We start from the raw sequence: 20,307 nt of genomic DNA, 5'->3' as shown, positions 1-20,307 counted from the left end.
GAAGGGCATCACAAGCGAAATATCGGCATGCGTGTCATGACCAAAGCGCATAGGCGGGTGACCCGGTTTCTTGTTGTTATAGGTGGCGGCAAGTAGAGTGTGCATGGCCCGGGCCGTAGCCGGGACGGAGCGAAGCCCGGGGTGACGGCTCGCCGCGCGCCCGTATTCACACACTTACGTTCGGTATTTAACCTTCGGCAGCACGCACAACATTTCATACAGCAGGTTCGCGCCGACCAATGCCGTATTGCCAGACGGGTCGTACGGCGGCGAAATCTCCACCAGATCGCAACCCACGATATCCAACCCACGGCAGCCCCGGATGATTTCAAGTGCTTGCCAAATCGTCAGGCCGCCGATTTCTGGCGTGCCCGTGCCGGGTGCAAAACTCGGGTCCAGGCCGTCGATGTCGAAGCTCAGATAGACCGGGCCGTCGCCCAGTTTCGCGCGCACCTCGTCCATGATGGGCGCGACCGACTTGTACCAGCACTCCTCCGCCTGCACGACACGTATGCCGTGCGACCTCGACCAGTCGAAGTCCTCCGCCGTATAGCCGGTGCCGCGCAGACCGATCTGCGCGACGCGGTTGCCGTCGATCAGCCCTTCTTCGATCGCGCGCCGGAACGGCGTGCCGTGCGCGATCTTCTCGCCGAACATCGTGTCGTTCACGTCCGCATGCGCGTCGACATGGACCACGCCGACCGGGCCGTATTTCTTCTTCATCGCGCGCAGGATCGGTAGCACGATCGTATGGTCGCCGCCCATCGTTAGCGGCACACAGCCATGCGCGAGGATTTCGTCATACGCTTCGGTGACGATGTCCATGCTCTTCTGCAGGTTGAACGTGTTGATCGCGACGTCGCCGATGTCGGCCACCTGCATGCTGTCGTACGGCGCTGCGCGGGTCGCCATGTTGTACGGGCGTAGCAGACACGATTCGGCGCGGATCGCACGCGGGCCGAACCGCGCGCCCGACCGGTTCGACGTGCCGGTGTCAAGCGGCACGCCAACGAAACACGCATCGAGCCCCTCGGCCGATATCGCGGTCGGTAGGCGCATCATCGTCGCCGGGCCCGCAAAGCGCGGCATCCGGTTGCCGCCGAGCGGCTGGTTGAAGGGGTTGTCGGATTGGTTATCGTGCTTCATCGCAAATCCTTTTAAGCAGACTGGCTAATAGGCCTGACGACGCGTCAGTATCTGTTTGATTTCCTGGAAGGCGGCAAGCCCGAACGGGCCCAGTTCGCGCCCGATGCTGCTGCGCTTGTACCCGCCCCAAGAGGTCTGCGGATAGATGAGTTGCGGCGTGTTGACCCACACCACGCCTGCCTCCAGAGCGCGAGCGACCCGTTCGCCGCGTGTCTCGTCGGCGGTGACGACGGTCGCCACCAGCCCATACTCGCTGTCATTGGCGAGTTCAACGGCTTCCTGTTCGGTGTCGAACACGCGCACGCACAGGACCGGACCGAAAATCTCATTTCGCCACAAAGCGCTTGTCGGTGGCACGTCGGCAAAAATCGTCGGGGCGATGAAAAACCCCTGCTCCGGCACACCGGCTGGCCGCGCGCCACCGCCCGTTACGAGCCGCGCACCGTCGGCAATACCCTGTTCGATATGGCCGCGCACCCTATCGAACTGGGCACGGTTCACGAGCGGACCCATCTGCACGCCGGGCGCAAACGGGTCGCCGACGATGATTCGCTCTGCGCACTCGACAAGCTTCGCCAGCAACGTGGGCGCGAGTTCGCGCGCCACCAGCACCCGGCTCGTCGCTGAACACATCTGGCCGCTATTGAAGAAGCCACCGGCCTCGACCAGCTTGACCGCCAGGTCGAGGTCCGCATCGTCGAACACCATGATCGACGACTTGCCCCCGAGTTCGAGACTGATGCCTTTCAGCGTGTCGGCGGCAGTCTTCATCACCGTCTGGCCGACACCTGTGCTGCCGGTAAAGGACACCTTCGCGATCCCCGGATGTGCGACGAGCGACGCGCCCACGTCAGCACCCGTACCCGTCACCGCGTTGAAAACGCCCGCCGGCAAGCCGACTGATGCGAGGGCCGAGGCCAGTTCAAGCTCCGGCAGAGGCGTGATTTCGGACGGCTTGAGCACGACTGTGCAGCCGGCCGCGAGCGCCGGCGCGAGCTTCCATGCCGTCGTCACCATCGGAAAATTCCACGGTACGATCAGCGCGGCCACGCCGCATGGTTCGCGGCGAATCCGTGCACGGTGCTCGGCGCTGGGGATGCTGACTTCTTCGCCGGTCGCATCATCCAGCCGCTCGGCCAGCTGGGCGTAATATCGGAACGTCGCGATCACGTCGTCAACGTCCATGTGCGCCTCTTCTTGCGGCTTGCCGTTGTTCAGCGATTGCAGCATCGCGAGACGTTCTCGCCGCGCTTCGACTTCCGTCACGATTGCACGCAGGTAGCGTGCGCGCTCGGCGCCCGTCGTCTGCCGCCACACGCGGAGTGCACGGCCCGCGCTGGCCACCGCCAGATCGATGTCGTGTGCGGTGCCTGCGGCCACGTCGGCCAGGTGGGCTCCCGTCGCCGGGTTGACCACGGCAATCGTCCGGCCCAGTGCGCCGTCGACCCAGCGGCCATCGATATAGTGCCGCGTGAGGAACTGCGTGTCGTTTGGCGCGTTCATGCCGACCCTCCCGATACATTGTCGAACCACTTCTGTTCGTCGATTTCGATCAGCGTAGGCACGCGGCGAGCTGCGGCCTGCTTCAGTTCGTTCACGAGCAGAGCCGGTGTTTCGGCCGTTGCTGCGCAGCAGCCAAAGCCGCGCGCCAGCGCGAGGAAGTCCGGCGTGTATATGTCGACGCCGATTGGCTCGATATCGCGCTCGACCATGTATTTCCTGATTTCTGCATAGCCCCGGTTGTTCCACAGCAGCACGATCACCGGTACGGCGGCTTCGACAGCGCTCGCCAGTTCGGGCAGCGTGAACTGCAGGCCGCCGTCACCGATGAGGCAGATCACGGGCCGGTTGTCGGTCGCAAGCCTGGCGCCGATCGCGGCCGGCAACCCGTAGCCCAGCGTGCCGTACCCCGTGGACGAGTTGAACCACGACCTGGGCGCGGAAGCCTCGAAGACGATATTGCCGGCGTAGACCGGGCGCGTCGAATCGCCCACGATGACCGCGTCGGGCAGCGTGTCCGATATGGTGTCAAAGAGCGTCTCCTGCGAACGAATCGGTGCGTCGTAACCGGCGTTGATCGCGGCACGCGCGGCGCTCACGCGCGGCGCCCCCCACCCCGCATCGCGAGGCGGCAGCGGGTATGTCGCCAGCCTGGCGGCGAGCGCGGCGAGCGCGAGCTTCGCGTCGGCCGCGATCGCCACGTCGGGCGGGAAGTTGCGCATCACCTGCTGGCCGTCGATATCGATCCTGATCAACTTGCCGTTTATGACGAAGCCGCCATCGAACACCACGTCATAGTCGGTCTCGCCGAGTTCGGTGCCCACCGCGAGCACCACGTCGGACTCGCACACCACCTCGCGCGTCGCGGGGAGCGACTGGGTCGAGCCAATCGACAGCGCATGGCTGCGCGGCAACAGGCCCTTCGCGTTGATCGTCAGCGCCACCGGGGCCTGCAAGCGCTCGGCCAGAGCGCGCAACTCGGGGGCGGCCTCGACCGCCCCTCCGCCCGCCAGAATCAGCGGGCGCTGCGCGCCAGCGAGCAAGGCGGCGGCGGCGTCGATTGCGGCCGGCTCTCCGGCGGCTTTCGCGGGAAGCACGCGCGCGCCGGATGCCATGCCGCAAGCTGGCGCGACGATCACGTCGAGCGGAATTTCGATGTGAACCGGCCGCGGCCGCTCGCTCGCGAACACCGCGAACGCGCGGGACAGCACCTGCGGCAGTTCGTCCGCATTTAGCAGCGTGTGGGAGAACGCGGCGAGCCCAGCGAACACCCCGCGCTGCGACGGCAGTTCGTGCAGGCGCCCGGTGCCTCCGCCTAGCTGGCGCGTGGCGTTGACGCTGGAAATCACGAGCATCGGGATCGAATCGGCATAAGCCTGCGCCATCGCGGTCGCGATATTCGTCATACCCGGCCCGGTGATGATGAAGCACACGCCGGGCTTGCCGGTAACGCGCGCATAGCCGTCGGCCATGAACCCCGCGCCCTGCTCGTGGCGTGGTGTGACGTGGCGCATCGTCGACCCCGCGAGCCCACGATAGAGCTCGACGGTATGGACACCGGGGATGCCGAACACCAGTTCGACGCCGTAGTGTTCGAGCAGCGTCACGAGCGCTTCGCCGCAGGTCTGCGTAATCATCGGCCGGGGCTGGTGGCGCCCGTCCGCGTGGCCGAAGAGCGAGGCCGTTTCAGGATAGTTCATGAGACTCCTGTGTTTCGATCGGTTGCCGGTGCATGCTTGGCTCCGGAGTTTCTGTGGTGGCCCATTCTTGTTCCGCGACGTGTCCACAGCAACCGATGAATTTGCATGCTCTCCATGTCCCTTGCTCATGGGCGTAGTCAGGATAGCGATACGTTCAGACCAATCGACCGCCTTGTTCGGTGCATATAATAAAAAGCGAGCTGGAAGGTACATCCGGCTGTCATGTCTTTTCCAAATGCCCGATGGGAACGACGATGCGCCGCCTGCCGCCGCTGAACGCGCTGCAAATCTTCGAAACGGTGGCGCGCCACCGCAGTTTCACGCGTGCTGCCGATCATCTCTGTCTGACCCAGGGAGCCGTGAGCCGTCAGATCCAGGCGCTCGAGGAGTACTACGGATTTGCTCTGTTTACGCGGCACGCGAAGGGACTCGTGCTGACGATGGAAGGCGAACAGCTATTGCCGACAGTGAAAGAGAGCTTCGCGCGAATCGAGGAGATTTCGCTGCGACTAACCCGGCAGCGAACCGACCTCGCGCTAAAGGTACCCACCTGCTTGATGCGTTGGATCCTGCCGAAGATCATGCGCTTTCAGGCCGAGTATCCTGACATTCAATTGCAACTGACGACCACATGGCAGCATGACGTCGACTTCCAGGTCGAACCATTCGACGCGGCGATCATCTATGGCTCGTCGCCGGGCGCCGGCGTTCATTCGATTGCGCTGTTCGACGAACAACTGACGCCTGTATGCGCGCCTTCGCTGCTGGAGAATACGCCGCTCGACAGCGTGGCCGATCTTGCCCGGCATACGCTCCTGCACCCGACGCGCGACCACCGTGACTGGAAGATGTGGCTTGCGCACGCCGATACACCCGAGATCGATGCCGATCTCGGTCAGAGTTTTGAAACACTCGACCTCGCGACGAACGCGGCGGCGCAGGGTTTTGGTGTTGCGATCAGCGACTGCTCGCTGGTCAGTGAGGATGTCGCGTCGAAGCGCCTCACGATGCCGTTCAACATCGTCCTGACGACGGGCGCTCGCTATTATTTCGTCTATCCGGATTGCCTCGCGCACCAGCACAAGGTGAACCTTTTTCGCGAGTGGATCGGGGCTGATGGGGAGGCGTGACGGTGACAACCGGGCGAAAGGGTGGCACGCGAATCGTCTAATGCGCAGACAGCACGCGTCGTGTTGAGTCGGTCGCGTGGAGTGTGCGAGTCACGACCTCCTTCCGGGTCCAGCAGTAGTGAGCGCGCGATGCATTTTGACCTCGATAAGGTGACCGCGCAATTGAACAGGGCCGCGATCGATGATTCTGTCCGCTGAGGACCACGTGATGCTGCCCGATGAAAAGCTCTTCGCCGAGGAACCTGCCAAGACGTGAATTGCGTGGGAAGCACGGTACCCGCTCGAAGAGGGTCTCGAATGATGGATACAATCAGCCATCCTGATAAAGTACAGACAAACCCATCGAAACAGATGGCCGTGATTCGGCCTTATGGAAAGCTCCACATAAAGAAAAGGTCTAGCACTAGCGGCGTCGTTACGCCCGCATAAAACGCCGGCAGCCTTACTATTCCGAAGGTAGCGGACTGGATGTCGTCTCCGGGCTGACCCGCACCGGTTGCAAGACAATCAAGATCGTTCTGACCAATCACGCGACGTCGGCCGTTCCTGAGGCCGCCCGTATAGTGGGGGGTGGATTTTTCTTACGACAAGACCGGCGAGTTCATGCTGGCCATCAAGCGGATCGGAGACATCGCCCGCGGCAGGACCGCAGGTCTGGACGGAAACTGTGTCGTAGCGCATATCGTCGTTTTTTCAGTGACACGCGCTGACAGCGCTCATGGCGGAGCCGGCCTTTTCCCGCACCGGCTCCATCAGGCGTCCACGCCGCGATGGTGTTGTTTATGCCGCTATCGAGACAACCAAGGATAGCGTGCCGTGTCCGCGTCTGCGTAGTCGGGGTCGAGATAGATGAAGCATCGCTGGATCCTGAAGTCCCGGATCTCAAAGACGTCGCACCAGCGACCTGCGTGGGACACGCCCGCGCGCCAGTCGACCCCGCCCTTGCTCGTTCCGTAACTCGTACCCTCGATGACCACGGTATCGCCCTGCTGGATCACGTTCACATACGCGAGATCGTGCTTGAACTTCGACACGACCGACCCCAGGTCCGCGAAAAGCTTCTCGAACGACGCGCGGCCCGACGCAATGCCCCACTTCGGAAAGTAAACTTCCGCGTGGTCGTCGAAGAGGTCGAAAAACGGCGCGCCGCGGTCCAGCCGGCGCAGATATTCGAGTGCAATCGTCTTGCGTTGTTCGTCAGTCATCGTGGTGGTTTCCATGTCTTGTCTCCTGGGTAGATTTCAATGAAGCGTACTCAGATAGGCAATGATCTTCCGGCGACGCGCCTCATCGCCTTCGAAGTAGGTCATCGCATTGCCCGGCGCGACGGTCTGCGTATCCGAAAGCCATGCGTCGAGCAACTTTTCGTCCCACACCTTGCCCGCAGCGGCCGCTTTCATGCCCGCCGAGTACTTGAATCCGGGCTGCGCAGCCATCGGCCTGCCGACGATGCCGAAGAGATTCGGCCCCTGTCCGCTCCGCTCATCCTTGCCGAATGTGTGGCACACGGCGCAGTTGTTGGTCGTAAGCTTCTTGCCCAACGCGACAAGATCCGCCGCGTCCTGGGCATGGGACGCTCCGCTCACGAGCGCGAACAACATGCCGATCCCAATTGATAGAGTGTCAATGCGTTTCATGATGCCTCCCGTCATGTGCGTGAAACTTTCTCTGCATGCGCTGCGTTCGCCGCGCGATACGCAAACGCGATGATAGGTCCGAGCGTGCCGCCCCCTGCCCAGTACGCGCGCGCCGATGCCGACGCCACGCAATTGCCCACGCCATACAGGCCTTTGATGGGCACATCGCGCACGTCGAGCACCTGGCCATGTGAATTGGTCTTCGGACCGCCCTTGGTGTCGAGATTGCCGGCGACGATCAGCGCGGCGTAATATGGCCCCTGCGCGCTGAGTGGATACATCGTTTCGTTTCGCTGATCAGCCTTCTTCTGAATCGGTCCGTTGAAAAGCTTTTCGACCACGCGTTCGCCACGATGGAAGTCGGCGTCCCTGCCCGCTTTCGCAAACCCATTGAAACGCTTGATGGTCGCATCAAGGTTTTGCACAAAGTCGTCGCTCAACTGCATGCCGCCAAGCGCGTTCGCATGCTTCGTCAGGCGCTCGCGAATTGCGATGGCCAGTTCCTGCAGCGTGTTGCCGCGTAGCACGTGCCGATCATTGGAGCCGTGCGGCACGATCAGGCTGCCGTAGTCGTCGCTCGCGCAATGCTCCTGCGCCTGCTGATCCCAGATCGAGATCAGCGCGAGATTCGGATATTCGCCTTTCGAGCCGTCCCACTGAGAAAACGTCGCGCAGACCTCGTTGTATGCGAGCTTCTCGTTGACGACACGCTTGCCAAACCGGTTCACATACAGCATCGAGTCGCCCGTCGGCGTGAAGATACCGGAGAGTGAACCGTCCTTTGCGATCGCCTTGTCGAGCGAGATCGGCGCCATCCACGAGTAGTTCATGTTGCGCAACTGCACGTCAAATGCGCTCGAAATGCGTACGAAGTCGCCTTCGTTGGTGACGGCGGCACATCCGCCATAGACGGCGCCATGCAGGAAGTTCTTCCGAAGCTCGGGATCATGCGTAAAGCCGCCCGTTGCGAACACGACGGCTTTCTTCGCGCGTACGCGAAACATCGTGCCCTCCTCGGTCAACGCCTCGACGCCTGTTACCGCGCCGTTCGCATCAACGAGCACCTTCTGTACGCGATAACCTGTGTGGATATCGACGCCGTCGCGTCGCGCCGCCGCGCTCATCGTGCGGATCGCCACGCGGCCGCCGTCCGACATGCTGGGCAAACCGTCTTTCGGAAATAGCACGCGGCCACGCGGAGCCTTGTTTTCAGGTAGCTCGGCCCAGTAGTCGGGCACGGCCGCTTCATGCCGATACGGCAACGCACCCTTCGCCGCCAGCAGTTCCGCGGCCGGCGATGCGCTGTCGTAGATCGCTTCGCACATCTCGAACTCCCAGTCCGAGAGTCCGAGTTTCGGCAGCGAAGGGTCGTATTGCTCCGGTCGCGAAAGCCGCGCGACGTAACGCAGATAATCGTCCTTCGGGTCTGCGATGCCGGCGCGCCGCATGGGTTCGTTGTTGGGCACCCAGTACCAGAAGGCCGCTTTCGCCGCCGTACCGCCGACGCTGCCTGCCTTCTCGAGAATCGCTACGCGGTTGCCGAGCCAACGCGAAAAGAGCGCGCAGGGCAAGCCACCGCCTCCGCCGCCGCACACGACAATGTCGTATTCCGCGTCGAATTTCGTTTGATCCGCGGCTTTCGCGGAAAGCGTCACGGCGCCGAATGCCGCGGCAGCAGTGCCTGCGCCTGCAGCCTTGATGAAATTTCGCCGCGATGTGGCAGGCGCCTGGGTCTCGTCAGTCATGGTTTGTCTCCGAATGATGGTTTTCCGATCGATGGATGTGGGCATACCCCTACCAGTAGTGCCACGCCTGGACGAGGACAGCGTTGGTCAGCGTCGTATTGCGGCCCGACACCGAGTGCTGGTACTGGATGGAGAGCTGGTCGTACATCCTCTGATGCACGAACGGCAGGCTGTTCGGCTTGAACTGGAACAGCACGCCGGCGCCGATGGTCGTTTCGCGGCTCGCGCTGTTCGACACTGGCATGCCCGCCGTCTGGTCGAACGTTCCGCCGCTCGTCTGGTGATCGACCGCAAGAAAGGGAATGGCGAACGGATTGTCTGGCGGCGAGATGCTGTAGCCGATACGCAGATTCAGATGGAACGTATCGCCCGGACTCAGATCGTTATGACCGGATTGCAGCGTCCGTCCGCGCAGAATGCCGCCGACCAGCAGATCAACGTTCACATGGCCGTACCAGTCGTCGTAAAAGACGGAAGGCCAGAACGACCATGTGTTCGTCGATACACTGTTTTGTCCGATCGGGACCTGAACGTAGGCTTGAAAACCAAGCGTCGTCGCGGGCGCCGGGTTGTACCAGACGAGCCCGCCGACGAGCGGATCGCCTATCCCGCTGGCCGAGAATTGCGAACCCTGCGTGCGAATCGCGGGCAACGTGATGCTCGCATTGAAGCCGACATGCGGCAGCGACGGCAGTTTCCAGTAGTGGATGAACGTCGAGAGTCCGACGAAGGTATTCGTGCCGGGGCCGTCTATCTGGTTGCCGTGCGAGTCGAACGCGCGGCTGTCGTGATTCCACCAGATGTTCTCGCCGAATGAGTCGTAAGTACCTTCGAAATCCGAGCTGAATTGCCAGGTCTGCGGCCGGTCGGTGGCGAAAGGGATGCCTGACGCCTGCGCCGTATCGGCGAACGGCAGCGTGCCCGTCATGCCGATCAATGCGACCAGCGTGCCGCTGCGTCGTCGTGCGTTGTCTCGCCAGTGCCTAAAGCGCTTGCGCGCCGATGGTGCTCTCATCGTCGTCTCCGTGTTGGTGTCGGGTGCCGTCAGGCATGGGGTGCACCGTACGTCGACGCAATCGGCGGGTCTTTCAGGTTTTGCGGTTTACAGATTCCGGGCGAAAGCGGACATCCGGGTCACTACTAAGGGGAAATCCACGGACGCCGCGTTCGCGATTGCCGAACAGTCGGAACGTGCTCGCGGCAACGCGTGCCTCTATACTCAAATGAACAGAAATATGAACGTCGAGCCGCACGCGCACGCATCGACGGATACGGAGACAACCATGACAGCATTGGCCCAGCGGGCGGCTGGGAAACATATCGACGCGTTCCGTGCCGTTAGCGGCATATCTGGACTCGAATACTGTATCTCGGGTGCTCATCCGTACACGTTCGACGTGCACAACACCTTGGATACCGTCTGTCTGCTGCTCGGCACAATCGTCGCAAAGACGCGTTTTGACGACGGGCCCGCGCTCGCGTTGACCTTTCACGCGGAAACGGCGGCTTTTCATCCGCGCGGCGGAAGAATGCATATCGACGCGCAACAGGTCCGCCTCGGCTTCGTCGCATTTCGCTATTCCGACGAGTTCAAGCGCAGCATGACCGATTGGCGCGCGGATGCAGCGCAAAGCACCGGTCACCGGGACAATCTCGGCACTGAAGCGATACGTCATCTGGTGCGCTATGCGCGGCTAAAGACTCCATCGGATGCGGCATTGCCCGTCGATCCGTGGGAGATGCAGTGTCTCGCGTCACTGGCATGGATCGAAACGACGCGGCAACTGGAAACGACCAAAGACTATCAACGACCGACGCTGTCGAGCGTCGAATTCAGCCGACTCGAACAGTATGTGGAAGAAAATCTCGAGTGTGCGCCAAGTTGCACGCAAATCGCAGCGATGCTGGATCTCCCGGTCCGGGTGATCTCCGATGGCGTGAAAGCGCGAACAGGTCATTCCCTTTACCGCTTCGTAGTGGAAAAGCGGCTGAATGCGGCCGCCAGAATGCTGCGCACGACCGACACGCCGCTTTGTGATGTGGCCGTCACATGTGGCTTTTCTTCTCAGCAGCACATGACAACACTCTTCTCTGAACGCATGGGCGCAACGCCGTTGCGCTACAGGAAAAATGGAAGCTGACACGCATCGGATCGGGCGTCTCGTTGTCGAAGTAACTCCGGCTGATTCCGCCAGCCGTCAACGTTGCTGTGGCACCACGTTGCCACTCACCAGAGGGCGCCGAGCGCTCTCACCTTCGTGGCGGCCATAGGCGGTTCGAGCTATACATTCGCGTGCGCAATGCCGGCCGAAACGGTCATGGCTGGGCCAGCGTATCCGCGCGCATGTCAAAGCCAGATTCAAATGTCGGGGTTGTGGCTAAATACAGATGTTGGGGTTGAGGTCGGTTTTATGGATCTGGGTGAAGTTATGATTCGGAATCCTTCTGATCTCTGCGGGAGGTTTTTAGCACCGAGCCTGCTAGGTTGCGGTGTGTCCCCGTTACGGCCGCATTCCAGTCATCGAGCGTCGCTTCGCGCGGCTTCCTTGTGTCGGACAGGGATTTCGGTTTGCGTACCGCGGCGCCGCGATTCGTGCGTGACGGCGTGCCCGATGCGGGGCGGTTGTCACGCTGCGCCTCCACCGCCTGCGCGATCTGCAGGGCGTGTCCCAATCGCTTGTGCTGCACCACGGCGCCCTGATCAATCTCCGCGAGCTTGTCGTACGGCACACACGGCAGCGCCACGCCGTCTGCGCGGATCTCGAGGCGGCCGTCCGGATACCCCCACACGTCGATGTAGCGGCCAATCAGGCGGCGGGTCAACGGCGTGTCGTCGAGCAGCCAGATTACGCGGTCGTTCAGCAGCGTCAGCGAATCTGACACCTGGTCGATCGCTGATACCCGCCGGAATGCCGGCAGGCGCCGACCAGCGGAGCGCACGGTGACACGTCGACTCACTTCGCTACAACTGTCCCAGTTACAACTGCGGCATGGGACTACATACCGGTAGGCATGGCATGCGTGCATGCCTGGCAGACCTGACAGGGGCGCCACGCATTCAACAATGAAAACGTAATGTCTTGAGCGCCTTCCCATAGAACAGTTTGCCGTATGCTTCCAGGTGCTCGTGACCTTCGATCAACGTGAAGAAACGGTTACCGGCCGGAATCGAGAAGGCGACGGCATCCCCGCGACCAAGTCCGTGGGCGGACTGTCACCCGCTATCCGGCTCAGTCATTTTTCAGTGGCGGCGACCCGTAGAGGTTGACGGTCGCTGCGCTGTTACCCGTGGCCTGCGCGATGCCTGTCCCTTGAGCAATCTGCACAACATGCTGGGTGCCGCCCGGCAGCGTCCTGATCTGTTCGAGGAGTGCGGTCGCGACGCGAACGAGTTCTGCGTCTGCTGGCGCACCGGCCGCAGACAGTTCCTCTTCCAGAACCTTTTGGCGCCCTTCGGAATCCGGTTTGCTTTCGAGGCAAGCGACGACTATGCTTTCCGCCGCCATCGCGTTGACGCGAAGCGGAACAAGGTGTACGGCTTCACCATGGAATTTGGCTATCCGACCAACTTCTATCCCACTTTGCAGGAGTACCACAACAACCTTCAGGACACTGGGGCCGGTCTGATGGAGTTCTGCCAGGCAGCGTCAGATGCTGGACTGTGAGGGGGACGACGGTCGCGCCAGGCTCCCCCGCCCTGCCGATGGCGTATAGCACAGATCTCCGCGACGATTGTGCGGATTTAACGGCTACTGCTGCCCCCCGTGTGCCTGTTCGCGTCAATCGCACAACCTGTCACCAGCAATTGCAGATTACAGCACCCTCGGTGGTGGCAGACGCGAGCACCCAGCTTGACCGGTGCATCCGGGGTCGGCCTGAAGACGGCGGTCTTCAGGCCAATCGCGGATAAGTTCGACTTCCCATCTTCTATTCGATTCTCAATAGGGTGTCCGACTCGCACGCCTGTGGTATCGCACGGAACCAGTTTGCGACGATGGTCCCTTGGCGAGCGCGGCTTTCATCGCTGCCGCGTGGCTTTCCGAGGCTTGATAAAACGACGCGAGGTCTGCCCTCATCGCCGTTCTCGATTCATTGTCGAGATAGATCATATGACCGGACGGATAGTTTCTGATCGTCAGGTTATTCAACGCCTGTGCATTTCCCAGCGGCATGCTCTGAAAGTTGAGTATTGTCTGGAAAAAAGGCGTTACCGAGTCGTAGTAGCCATTCGCCGAAAACACCCTGAGATATGGATTCACGGACATGGCCGCAGCAAGATCTCCTGCCGTATAAAGACTGCCAATGCCACCCCTCTGCGAACCGGTCGGATCGATGTGGCCGAAGTCCCAGTGCTTGAATGCCTTGTCGTTAAGGTCCATGAAAGGCGATATGGATGTGTATTTCAGTTCCTCATTGAGGTATACGTTCCACATCGTTGTATATACGCCGCCCACGGCAGTCATCGTCGGATCGTTACCACCCGCATCAGGCGAGATGTACTCGGCGATGCCTGTATCGTCACCGGTCACCCGGCCGTCATACGAGCCCACTGCGAGTCCGTCTTCCAAAAGAAGACTCGTCAAAAACACCGGTCCATTTCCAGTTGTCGGATCTAGCTGCCAGTACTTGAGGACCATTGGCGGGATGCCAAGTATTTCGCTCAGATGCTGCAGCACGTTCTGGGGCACCTTCGGAAACGAGTCCAGCGCCTTTGCATAATCTTTCATTGCAAACGCCATCACCTCTTCCATGAAACTGGGAAGGTCGGCGGGAGCCGGGGTGACCGACACCTTTTTGTGAAACCAGGCATCTGCGGCAAATGTCGGCAAGACGCCAACCGGACTCGCCTGCGAGTAGTCGAGTATCGAAGACTGCAGGACAATTCCATTCAGATCCACGCCATCTTCATGCAGCATCCACGTGAGAACGCAGGTACGTGGTGTTCCGTACGACTCGCCAAACAGGTACTTCGGTGAATTCCATCTGTTGAACACGGTCAGGTAGCGCTTAATGAACTGTTTAATGCAGCTTGCGTCCTGATCGACGCCCCAAAAGTCCTTGTTTACCTTGGGCGCGATCGCTGTCGAGTATCCCGTTCCGACGGGATCGATGAATACAAGATCGCTTTCGTCAAGCAAGGTCTCCGGGTTGTCCTCCAGCGTGTACGGCGCGGGCGGTGTGAAATCCGGCATGCTAGTTCTGATGCGCCTCGGCCCGAAGGAACCGAGCAACAGAAAAACAGACGACGATCCGGGGCCGCCGTTATAAAAGAAAGTGATCGGTCTTCCAGACGGGTTAGGATCAGTTGCCGTGAAGGCCACATAAAACAATTTGGCCGCGGGCGTGGCAGTATATGACCCTGTCGTGACGAGATGACCTGCTGTCGCCGTATAGGATAACGATTTTCCGTTGATGTTCAGCGTATGTTGGGTGATTGCCGCCTCTTCATTGGCATCGCTGACAGAGTCGTTTGGCCCATAACCATACGGAGTCGCGTCCGCAAGCGGTTGATCGGGCGGCAACTCTTTATGCGTCGTAGAGTTCATTGAAACCTCCTGGATGCTGTCCACTTCACAATGGTCACCAAACTTCACACCGCGCTCAATGCATTCAAGAGTGCCTGCCCGTTCGGTACGCCCCAACCGCTCACGGCATCGAAGCCTTTTATAGCCGAATAACCTATCCCGGGACTTGGATGGGAAGCGTTCTGACCGGATTCGATATCGGTGAAACCGTCCTTCCCGACGTTGGCCTTGTATAGAAGGGGGGTCAAAAACCGCTGTTTCTTGTCAGCTGGCAATGCTGCATTGATCCGCGCGATCAATGCAGCCCACAGTGGCGTCGACGCGCTCGTGCCGCCATCGGGGAACGAATTGCCATCAAGCAGCAGATCATAGAGCGGCGCTCCAGCCAACGCTGCTACGTCGGGAACCACCCGTCCATCAATCGAATGCGGGTTCTTCGATTGGACCTGGACAGTTTGCCACGCAGGGCGCTGATTCAGCGTGCTCACGCCGCCGCCCGTCGCGCCTGCGCCCCGCCGGGATCGGTCGCCTGGCGCAACCCACCAGACGACTTCGTCGACACTGCCGCCCGCTTGCGATGTCAACATTGTGCCGCCGACGCTCAGCACAAACGGACTTGACGAGGGAAACTCCACATGACAGCGGTTGCCTGTCTGATCGCAGCCGCTGCCGTCATCACCCGACGAAACACAAACGGTGATGCCTTGCATGGCCGCGATCTGGAGCCGCTGATTGATCGAATCCATTGCCCCGCTGCTCCAGTCCGCCGCCTCTTCGGCAAGGCCGTAGCTAATCGATAACGCGACGGGAACTGGTCCGCTGCCGGATGTCACTTCGTCGAGCAGATTGACCCAGCCGCCCTCACCCCACGTCGCGAAGTAGACCGCGATATCGGCTTTCGGACACAGTCCAGCGACAATCTGAACATCCATCATTGTTTCAGCCGTCTGCGCGATAAGCAGGTTCTGAAGGTCCCGGTCCAACTGTTGAATTTCCGATTCAAACTGCTGCTGATTGAGAGGAGAAAGCCCGACACTCTCGATCCTGACATTCGGCACGGGCAGACCGTGGCTCTCACAGAACGACGAAACGTCCGACGGGATATACGCAGGTGGCATCACCTGTCCGTTGCCAAGGTCTTGCCCAAATTCCGCAATCGCAATCGTGCTGCCTTCACCATCGCCCGCTGGGAATCTGTATCGCTCGATGAGATCGGCAGGCGCAAGGGGAGCCATCGTATGCGTTCTCGCTGCCGCCGCCTGTGAATGACGCTTGGCCACGCGCCGTTGATCGAGACCGAAAACCCCTTCCACGATGTCCGCAAGCTCACTGGGCACCATCAGCGTGCCGTGACGCGCCCGAATCTGCCCCTGCCCCGGAACCTGATAAATTCCGAGATCAGGTTTGAACGCCGCAATGATCGCTGCCGCCGGCCCCCTTACCCGCACGCTCCGGCCGCCCTGTTTGACGTCAACAATCTGGAGGCCATACGACCTTAGCACCCGCTCGACCTCTTGAACCTTGTCCGACGGGACACCCCAGTCCCGGGCGATATCCTCGCGGGAAATCGCTTTTTCTGGCATCTCGTCGGCAGACGGAAGTTTAGGGCCCTTTAGTGTGACAGTGACCTGGACTGGTGCATGCGGGTCAATATCGCGCACTTTGATTGCATTATGAGGTAGCGGCCTGCGGCTACCAGCTAGCTCGACATGGGTGTTGGCCATTTTTTCCTCCAGTTAGAAAATCCGGTCGCGCTGATATGACGCCGACAACGCGATCGAACGTAAAGAACGCATCGCCGCCAACCTGCCGAACTTAACAGGCAGAGTCATATCGATTCAAAATGCCAACGATATGACTCCGCTGAATGCTTTCTCGGCAGGTACACGCAGCAATACGTCGAGCGGAAGGGGAATAAACTAGATTGGTCGCATACGCGTACCTCGACGCGAACTGTGCAGGTTGGCACTGCTGATGATTTAGCACGTTTTCCAATCGTTAGCCAAGCGGCCGCATCCAGGTATCAGATGGACGCCACATTGAATCACCGCACATCAAAGGTAAAACGCACGGCGGCGAGTCAAATTGCAAACCTGATCAAGACTCCCACGTCACTGGTTTATCAGTGGCTTGCTTTACTTTGGTCACTCTATCGGCGCGGGCGAATCGCCTGCGAGTAGTAGCTGCGGTACTTGCGAGAATCGCCAGCCGCCAGCGTTTTGGTCCAATACCAACGTCACATAAAGTCGGGAATCGGGCCACTCTGTCGGAGTCACGGGCGCGTCAGGTAGACAGGCAATCAATGCCGGGATTTGCTTGTGCTCCCAAGCAACAAGGACTATCCCATTATGTTGCAACAGATCGTCTATCAAGCCTTGGTGGTCCGTTTTTTGGTGCGTCGTGACAAAGTCGACTGGCCCCTCAGTCTTCAGGTACTCGAAAAGTGGCGTGACGGTTTCCTGTGAACGTTCGCTTGGGTCACCATCGTCCACAGCTGCCGCGAAGATTGCGCGCGGCTTCATTGAGTCCTCGGGCGCAGGTTCTTTCAATGGACAAAAATATCGAACCAGCGCTCCCGCCCGCTGCCAACCGCGAGGCGTTATGCTCCCCGAATCGTTCGACCCGCTCCCTGTCACGCCTTGGCTAATGCCCTTATCTGGTTTCTCCGCATGGCGGATGAACATGATGCGCGTTGGCGTCATAGTGCCCTCACTCAAAGTTTTTGTTGGAGACAGGGTCAAACCTGTTCGAAGAATGAAAATTCCTACGCAGGATATCCAACGCCCCGCTTATCGACATCGACAGTTGTACCCGCGTACGTAATGACCATCTGCGTTGCGCCAGTGACACGTCAAGGACGAGAAAGCAAACTGTAGGCTGTTGATATGCAACTGAAATCGGCGATGGATTGTTGATGCGCGTTTTTTCTTAATTTAGATTTCTGCGCGACGTGGTTAAAGCCGGACTCAGTTCTTGTGTGCGCCAACGCACAGAGCGCCTAAGACTTTAAATACGTACAACAGCAGTCTGATGAGTGGGCACGACGCGAAACATTGCCCAAAAGAAAACTGGTTGTAACGCTATCTGGGGTGATCGTCCTTTTGCTGCAGATTGATACGGTCGGGGTTCAAAAAGCGTTCTACGACAATTACTTGGAAATTCTCCGTTTCGTGTCGCACGATCCTTTCTTTGCAGATTGGTACGCTTGGCCCCGTTTGCGCAATTTTCGAAGCTGACATACGGGGTCGATGCTGAAGGGGCGGCGAACGGATCGGCTACCTGCTTCGCACGTAGGACGTCGTCCGCATGCTAGACATGGCTTTGAACGACCGCAGGCAAGACATGCGCACCCGCGCTGGAGCTCGGGATTGCTTGGTGCTGCGGGTAGCTTCGATTGCTACACGTGCATGGCATGGTCCGAGTTGCTCATAGTGTATTACTGATATGTGGGATTGGCGTGCCGTTAACCGGGGCACACCGTTGGAGGATGCGTTGCCAGCCGTTGCGGGCCCCCGTACGGCCTCAGCAAGGATGCCAGGTACTCGTCGTGATCAACTCGGTCGTTGGGAGGCTGTAAGGCTTCGGCGTGTCGCTGGAGCGCTTCCTTCCGATCCCTGGTGCCTGTGGCCATCGAACTGATGCGGCTATATGCTTCGCACGCTATGCAAACGTCTCGCGCTTGAAGTAGTCGATGTTAAGCAGGTACTCGTGGCGACGGCTCCCGCACACGCCGATTGCTGTTCGCTTGCAGTTATGGAAGACGTGCGCCGCCTCGTGGACGACGAAATCGGTGAATCGATCGGTCTCGTGGAAGTAGGACATCGAGACGTAGCAGGTGGTTTCCTGGCTCAAGCCCACGATATGGCGTGCCTGCAGCGAGAGACAGGGTACGCCGAGACTGTACAAATAGAGGTTTGCCACGTCCCAGGCCGTCGATAGCCACTGTTCCTCCATGAGGACCGCAGCAATATTCTGCCGCGTGAGGAATACGACGCTGCGATCGAGCATGTCCAGAATAATGGAACGGTCATCGGCGCCGAACAGACCGTGCGCCATTGGTGCGAGCTTGTTGCGGATCCACGCATGCAAGTCGTTCGGCAGGGCCACCTGGCAGCCGAAGTCGCTTGCCCGCCGGAGGGTCTCTTCTACGAGCGCGGTTCGAAGGCGCTGATCCGCCTTTGTTGCAACGTCGATAAAGGTCATGCCAGGCCAGCCCGCGAAGCTGCTGTCGTAGTCACCGCTGCAAAGGTAGCGCCGTACCTCGGCCTCGATCCACCGCGGTGTGCCGATTTGCGGCTGCTCATGATTGTGCTCTGCCGCGTTTGATGTCGCTGTCATATCACGGCCTGTTTGATAGCTGCCCGACGGCCTTGAATCAGCACGTCAGCGTAGCGCCGTTGGCCCCCATGTTGGTCATACAAAACGCTGCTTGAAGAGCGTTCTTCTGGGCCCATTCCGAATTGTCGACTGCACGTTTCAGGTCCTGAAGTGTGACCTTGAACTGGTTGGCGCCTTCGGTCGAACGTAGCCAAACCACGCGATACGACTACAGACGATTCCTACTTGCTGGAAAGTCTGTCCGCCGAGTTCCAAGGCAATAACTCCTCAACGCTGTTGATCTTGTCACCAGCGATATTCGACAGGACATGCTCGAGGTAGGCGTTGGGATTGATGTCATTGACCTCGCAACATCCGATAAGACTGTACATCGCCGCGACCCACTTTGCGTCGCGGCCGGAGCCGACGAAAGGACGCTCTCGCGACCCAGACTCACGCGACGTAAGGGTGTTTTCGGCGAGAGCATTACTCATCTCGATGCGACCGTCTTCATAGTACAAGGCAAGCGCTTTCCATTGACTGAGCGAATAGTTGATTGCTTTGGCCAGTTCCGACTTCACCGGCAATGTCCTGATCCTATGCTTCAACCATGCGTTGACCGCGGAAAGTATCGGCAGACTCTTATGTTGTCGTACCTCTTGCGCTTGCGGGTGCGCTTCGTTGAAAGATCCAGACCAAGACCAAGCTGTGCCGAGCGCGATCTGCGGCTGCCTGGGACTGAGATCTTCGAAACGCACTGGGACGCACTCGCACGTCCCAGTGCAGGTCTTTCAGCTTGCAACGAACGTGCGCGACGCTCGCTACATTTTCATGTGCATGCGTCCGTAGTCAAGGATCCCGAAACAGGCTGGCGTGGCCTACCGGCCTTCCACCGATTATCCAGATCGCTTCCATTTGGATCGACCGCTGCCTAACCCGTTTGCGTCTACCATCCCCGAACGACCTCACGCCATCGGGGAACGGTGAATCGTGGTGTATCAAGGCCCCGTGACGCAAGCCGGTTAGGGCGTGACGACCAACGAAGCATGCAAGCCCATCGAATAATGGCCGGGTCGGTTGCAGATCACTACGTAGCGGCCGGGGGCCAACTTGAGCGTCATGTGCTTGGCCTTGCCGGGGGCCATGTCCTCAACCTCCCCCATTTTCTTGAACTGGCTCTCTGGCACCTGTCCGTTTTTAACTGGCAACTTGTCGGCGGCCAAGTCCGTTTTGAGGACCACGAATTCGTGTGTCATACCGGTGTCGGGTGCGTTGCTGACCTCAAACGTGACTGACCCGGCCTTCACCTGACTCGTATCAAGCTGGATCGTGTTGGTTTTGAGCAGCGTGGCTTTTATCGTCTCCCCTGCGTAACCAGGGCTGCAAACGAGGCCGAGTGCGGTCACACCAAGAAAGATCGCGGCGCGTGGACTGGGGATCATGATGTTTTCCTCTAGAAATCGCCGCGAGCATCGTGCGTGTGGCTGACCGCGCTACGTATGATGTCAGGGCGGGGCGTAGCAGTCCCAAGGTCCGGACGAAGTGCCATGACGCGACCGTGCTGCCGATCGTCATCAACAGGCGCTGCTCAGACCGCGGTCCAGGTC

16 protein-coding genes and 1 pseudogene are annotated in these 20,307 nt (G+C 59.8%); 3 read left to right on the top strand and 14 right to left on the bottom strand.

Going from position 1 to position 20,307, the window contains the following annotated elements:
- Positions 1-174: 174 nt before the first annotated feature.
- Genes speB through H1204_RS31160 form a run of 3 tightly spaced genes read right to left on the bottom strand, consistent with a single transcriptional unit; the run spans position 175 to position 4,346 of the window.
- A complete protein-coding gene (speB, locus tag H1204_RS31170) occupies positions 175-1,146 on the bottom strand; it encodes an agmatinase (RefSeq protein WP_180734417.1) in 972 nt (323 codons plus the stop codon).
- Positions 1,147-1,170: 24 nt separating this feature from the next.
- Positions 1,171-2,649 carry an aldehyde dehydrogenase family protein gene (locus tag H1204_RS31165; RefSeq protein WP_180734416.1) on the bottom strand — a complete coding sequence of 493 codons (1,479 nt, stop codon included), beginning with the start codon at positions 2,647-2,649 and terminating at the stop codon, positions 1,171-1,173.
- Positions 2,646-4,346 (bottom strand): 5-guanidino-2-oxopentanoate decarboxylase, encoded by a 1,701-nt coding sequence (locus tag H1204_RS31160; RefSeq protein ID WP_180734415.1) that lies wholly within the window; start codon positions 4,344-4,346, stop codon positions 2,646-2,648. The genes H1204_RS31165 and H1204_RS31160 overlap by 4 nt, the downstream gene beginning before the upstream one ends.
- 254 nt (positions 4,347-4,600) lie before the next feature.
- On the opposite strand from H1204_RS31160, the gene H1204_RS31155 reads away from it, so the two are divergent.
- Complete coding sequence (locus H1204_RS31155; RefSeq protein WP_180734414.1) at positions 4,601-5,476, top strand: LysR substrate-binding domain-containing protein; 876 nt, start codon at positions 4,601-4,603, stop codon at positions 5,474-5,476.
- A 788-nt stretch (positions 5,477-6,264) separates the two neighbouring features.
- Here the strand turns inward: H1204_RS31155 and H1204_RS31150 are convergent.
- Genes H1204_RS31150 through H1204_RS31135 form a run of 4 tightly spaced genes read right to left on the bottom strand, consistent with a single transcriptional unit; the run spans position 6,265 to position 9,873 of the window.
- Positions 6,265-6,696 (bottom strand): nuclear transport factor 2 family protein, encoded by a 432-nt coding sequence (locus tag H1204_RS31150; protein ID WP_180734413.1) that lies wholly within the window; start codon positions 6,694-6,696, stop codon positions 6,265-6,267.
- 21 nt (positions 6,697-6,717) lie between these two features.
- A complete protein-coding gene (locus H1204_RS31145; protein WP_243468918.1) occupies positions 6,718-7,113 on the bottom strand; it encodes a c-type cytochrome in 396 nt (131 codons plus the stop codon).
- 11 nt (positions 7,114-7,124) lie between these two features.
- On the bottom strand, positions 7,125-8,858 hold the full coding sequence (locus H1204_RS31140) for an FAD-dependent oxidoreductase (RefSeq protein ID WP_180734412.1): 1,734 nt from the start codon (positions 8,856-8,858) through the stop codon (positions 7,125-7,127).
- Between the two features lie 49 nt (positions 8,859-8,907).
- Positions 8,908-9,873 (bottom strand): transporter, encoded by a 966-nt coding sequence (locus H1204_RS31135; RefSeq protein WP_243468917.1) that lies wholly within the window; start codon positions 9,871-9,873, stop codon positions 8,908-8,910.
- A 268-nt stretch (positions 9,874-10,141) separates the two neighbouring features.
- Here H1204_RS31135 and H1204_RS31130 point away from each other — a divergent pair, with 268 nt between their 5' ends.
- Positions 10,142-10,999: an AraC family transcriptional regulator gene (locus tag H1204_RS31130; RefSeq protein WP_180734411.1), complete on the top strand. Its 858-nt coding sequence runs from the start codon at positions 10,142-10,144 to the stop codon at positions 10,997-10,999.
- A gap of 286 nt (positions 11,000-11,285) precedes the next feature.
- On the opposite strand, the pseudogene H1204_RS31125 reads toward H1204_RS31130, so the two are convergent.
- A pseudogene (locus tag H1204_RS31125) lies at positions 11,286-11,744 on the bottom strand (ISNCY family transposase); the annotation flags it as partial.
- Positions 11,745-12,169: 425 nt separating this feature from the next.
- Between H1204_RS31125 and H1204_RS31120 the strand changes: the two are divergent.
- Entirely contained in the window at positions 12,170-12,523 is a 354-nt protein-coding gene (locus H1204_RS31120; RefSeq protein WP_180734410.1) for a hypothetical protein, read from the top strand.
- Between the two features lie 273 nt (positions 12,524-12,796).
- Here H1204_RS31120 and H1204_RS31115 read toward each other — a convergent pair whose 3' ends face one another.
- The 6 genes from H1204_RS31115 to H1204_RS31090 form a co-directional block, all read right to left on the bottom strand.
- Positions 12,797-14,404, bottom strand: a complete 1,608-nt coding sequence (locus tag H1204_RS31115) for a peptidase S1 (protein WP_180734409.1) — start codon at positions 14,402-14,404, stop codon at positions 12,797-12,799.
- Between the two features lie 44 nt (positions 14,405-14,448).
- Positions 14,449-16,107, bottom strand: a complete 1,659-nt coding sequence (locus H1204_RS31110; RefSeq protein ID WP_180734408.1) for a S53 family peptidase — start codon at positions 16,105-16,107, stop codon at positions 14,449-14,451.
- 420 nt (positions 16,108-16,527) lie between these two features.
- Positions 16,528-16,905: a hypothetical protein gene (locus tag H1204_RS31105; RefSeq protein WP_243468916.1), complete on the bottom strand. Its 378-nt coding sequence runs from the start codon at positions 16,903-16,905 to the stop codon at positions 16,528-16,530.
- Between the two features lie 1,138 nt (positions 16,906-18,043).
- Positions 18,044-18,721: a hypothetical protein gene (locus tag H1204_RS31100; protein ID WP_243468915.1), complete on the bottom strand. Its 678-nt coding sequence runs from the start codon at positions 18,719-18,721 to the stop codon at positions 18,044-18,046.
- A 221-nt stretch (positions 18,722-18,942) separates the two neighbouring features.
- Positions 18,943-19,458: a transposase gene (locus H1204_RS31095; RefSeq protein ID WP_180734406.1), complete on the bottom strand. Its 516-nt coding sequence runs from the start codon at positions 19,456-19,458 to the stop codon at positions 18,943-18,945.
- Positions 19,459-19,722: 264 nt separating this feature from the next.
- Positions 19,723-20,142, bottom strand: a complete 420-nt coding sequence (locus H1204_RS31090; RefSeq protein ID WP_180734405.1) for a hypothetical protein — start codon at positions 20,140-20,142, stop codon at positions 19,723-19,725.
- Positions 20,143-20,307 lie beyond the last annotated feature (165 nt).

Source organism: Paraburkholderia sp. PGU19 (genome assembly GCF_013426915.1).
Classification (GTDB): Bacteria; Pseudomonadota; Gammaproteobacteria; order Burkholderiales; family Burkholderiaceae; genus Paraburkholderia.
Note: the sequence above shows the minus strand (reverse complement) of the source record. Positions and strands in the feature narration are given on the sequence as shown.

Excerpts from the sequence above, each read along its gene's own strand:
- H1204_RS31130 (WP_180734411.1), top strand. The coding sequence starts at position 10,142 with ATGACAGCATTGGCCCAGCGGGCGGCTGGGAAACATATCGACGCGTTC.
- H1204_RS31160 (WP_180734415.1), bottom strand. The coding sequence starts at position 4,346 with ATGAACTATCCTGAAACGGCCTCGCTCTTCGGCCACGCGGACGGGCGC.
- H1204_RS31115 (WP_180734409.1), bottom strand. The coding sequence starts at position 14,404 with ATGAACTCTACGACGCATAAAGAGTTGCCGCCCGATCAACCGCTTGCG.
- H1204_RS31140 (WP_180734412.1), bottom strand. The coding sequence starts at position 8,858 with ATGACTGACGAGACCCAGGCGCCTGCCACATCGCGGCGAAATTTCATC.
- H1204_RS31135 (WP_243468917.1), bottom strand. The coding sequence starts at position 9,873 with ATGAGAGCACCATCGGCGCGCAAGCGCTTTAGGCACTGGCGAGACAAC.
- H1204_RS31105 (WP_243468916.1), bottom strand. The coding sequence starts at position 16,905 with ATGAAGCCGCGCGCAATCTTCGCGGCAGCTGTGGACGATGGTGACCCA.
- H1204_RS31100 (WP_243468915.1), bottom strand. The coding sequence starts at position 18,721 with ATGACAGCGACATCAAACGCGGCAGAGCACAATCATGAGCAGCCGCAA.
- H1204_RS31165 (WP_180734416.1), bottom strand. The coding sequence starts at position 2,649 with ATGAACGCGCCAAACGACACGCAGTTCCTCACGCGGCACTATATCGAT.
- H1204_RS31110 (WP_180734408.1), bottom strand. The coding sequence starts at position 16,107 with ATGGCCAACACCCATGTCGAGCTAGCTGGTAGCCGCAGGCCGCTACCT.
- speB (WP_180734417.1), bottom strand. The coding sequence starts at position 1,146 with ATGAAGCACGATAACCAATCCGACAACCCCTTCAACCAGCCGCTCGGC.
- H1204_RS31150 (WP_180734413.1), bottom strand. The coding sequence starts at position 6,696 with ATGGAAACCACCACGATGACTGACGAACAACGCAAGACGATTGCACTC.
- H1204_RS31145 (WP_243468918.1), bottom strand. The coding sequence starts at position 7,113 with ATGAAACGCATTGACACTCTATCAATTGGGATCGGCATGTTGTTCGCG.
- H1204_RS31090 (WP_180734405.1), bottom strand. The coding sequence starts at position 20,142 with ATGATCCCCAGTCCACGCGCCGCGATCTTTCTTGGTGTGACCGCACTC.
- H1204_RS31155 (WP_180734414.1), top strand. The coding sequence starts at position 4,601 with ATGCGCCGCCTGCCGCCGCTGAACGCGCTGCAAATCTTCGAAACGGTG.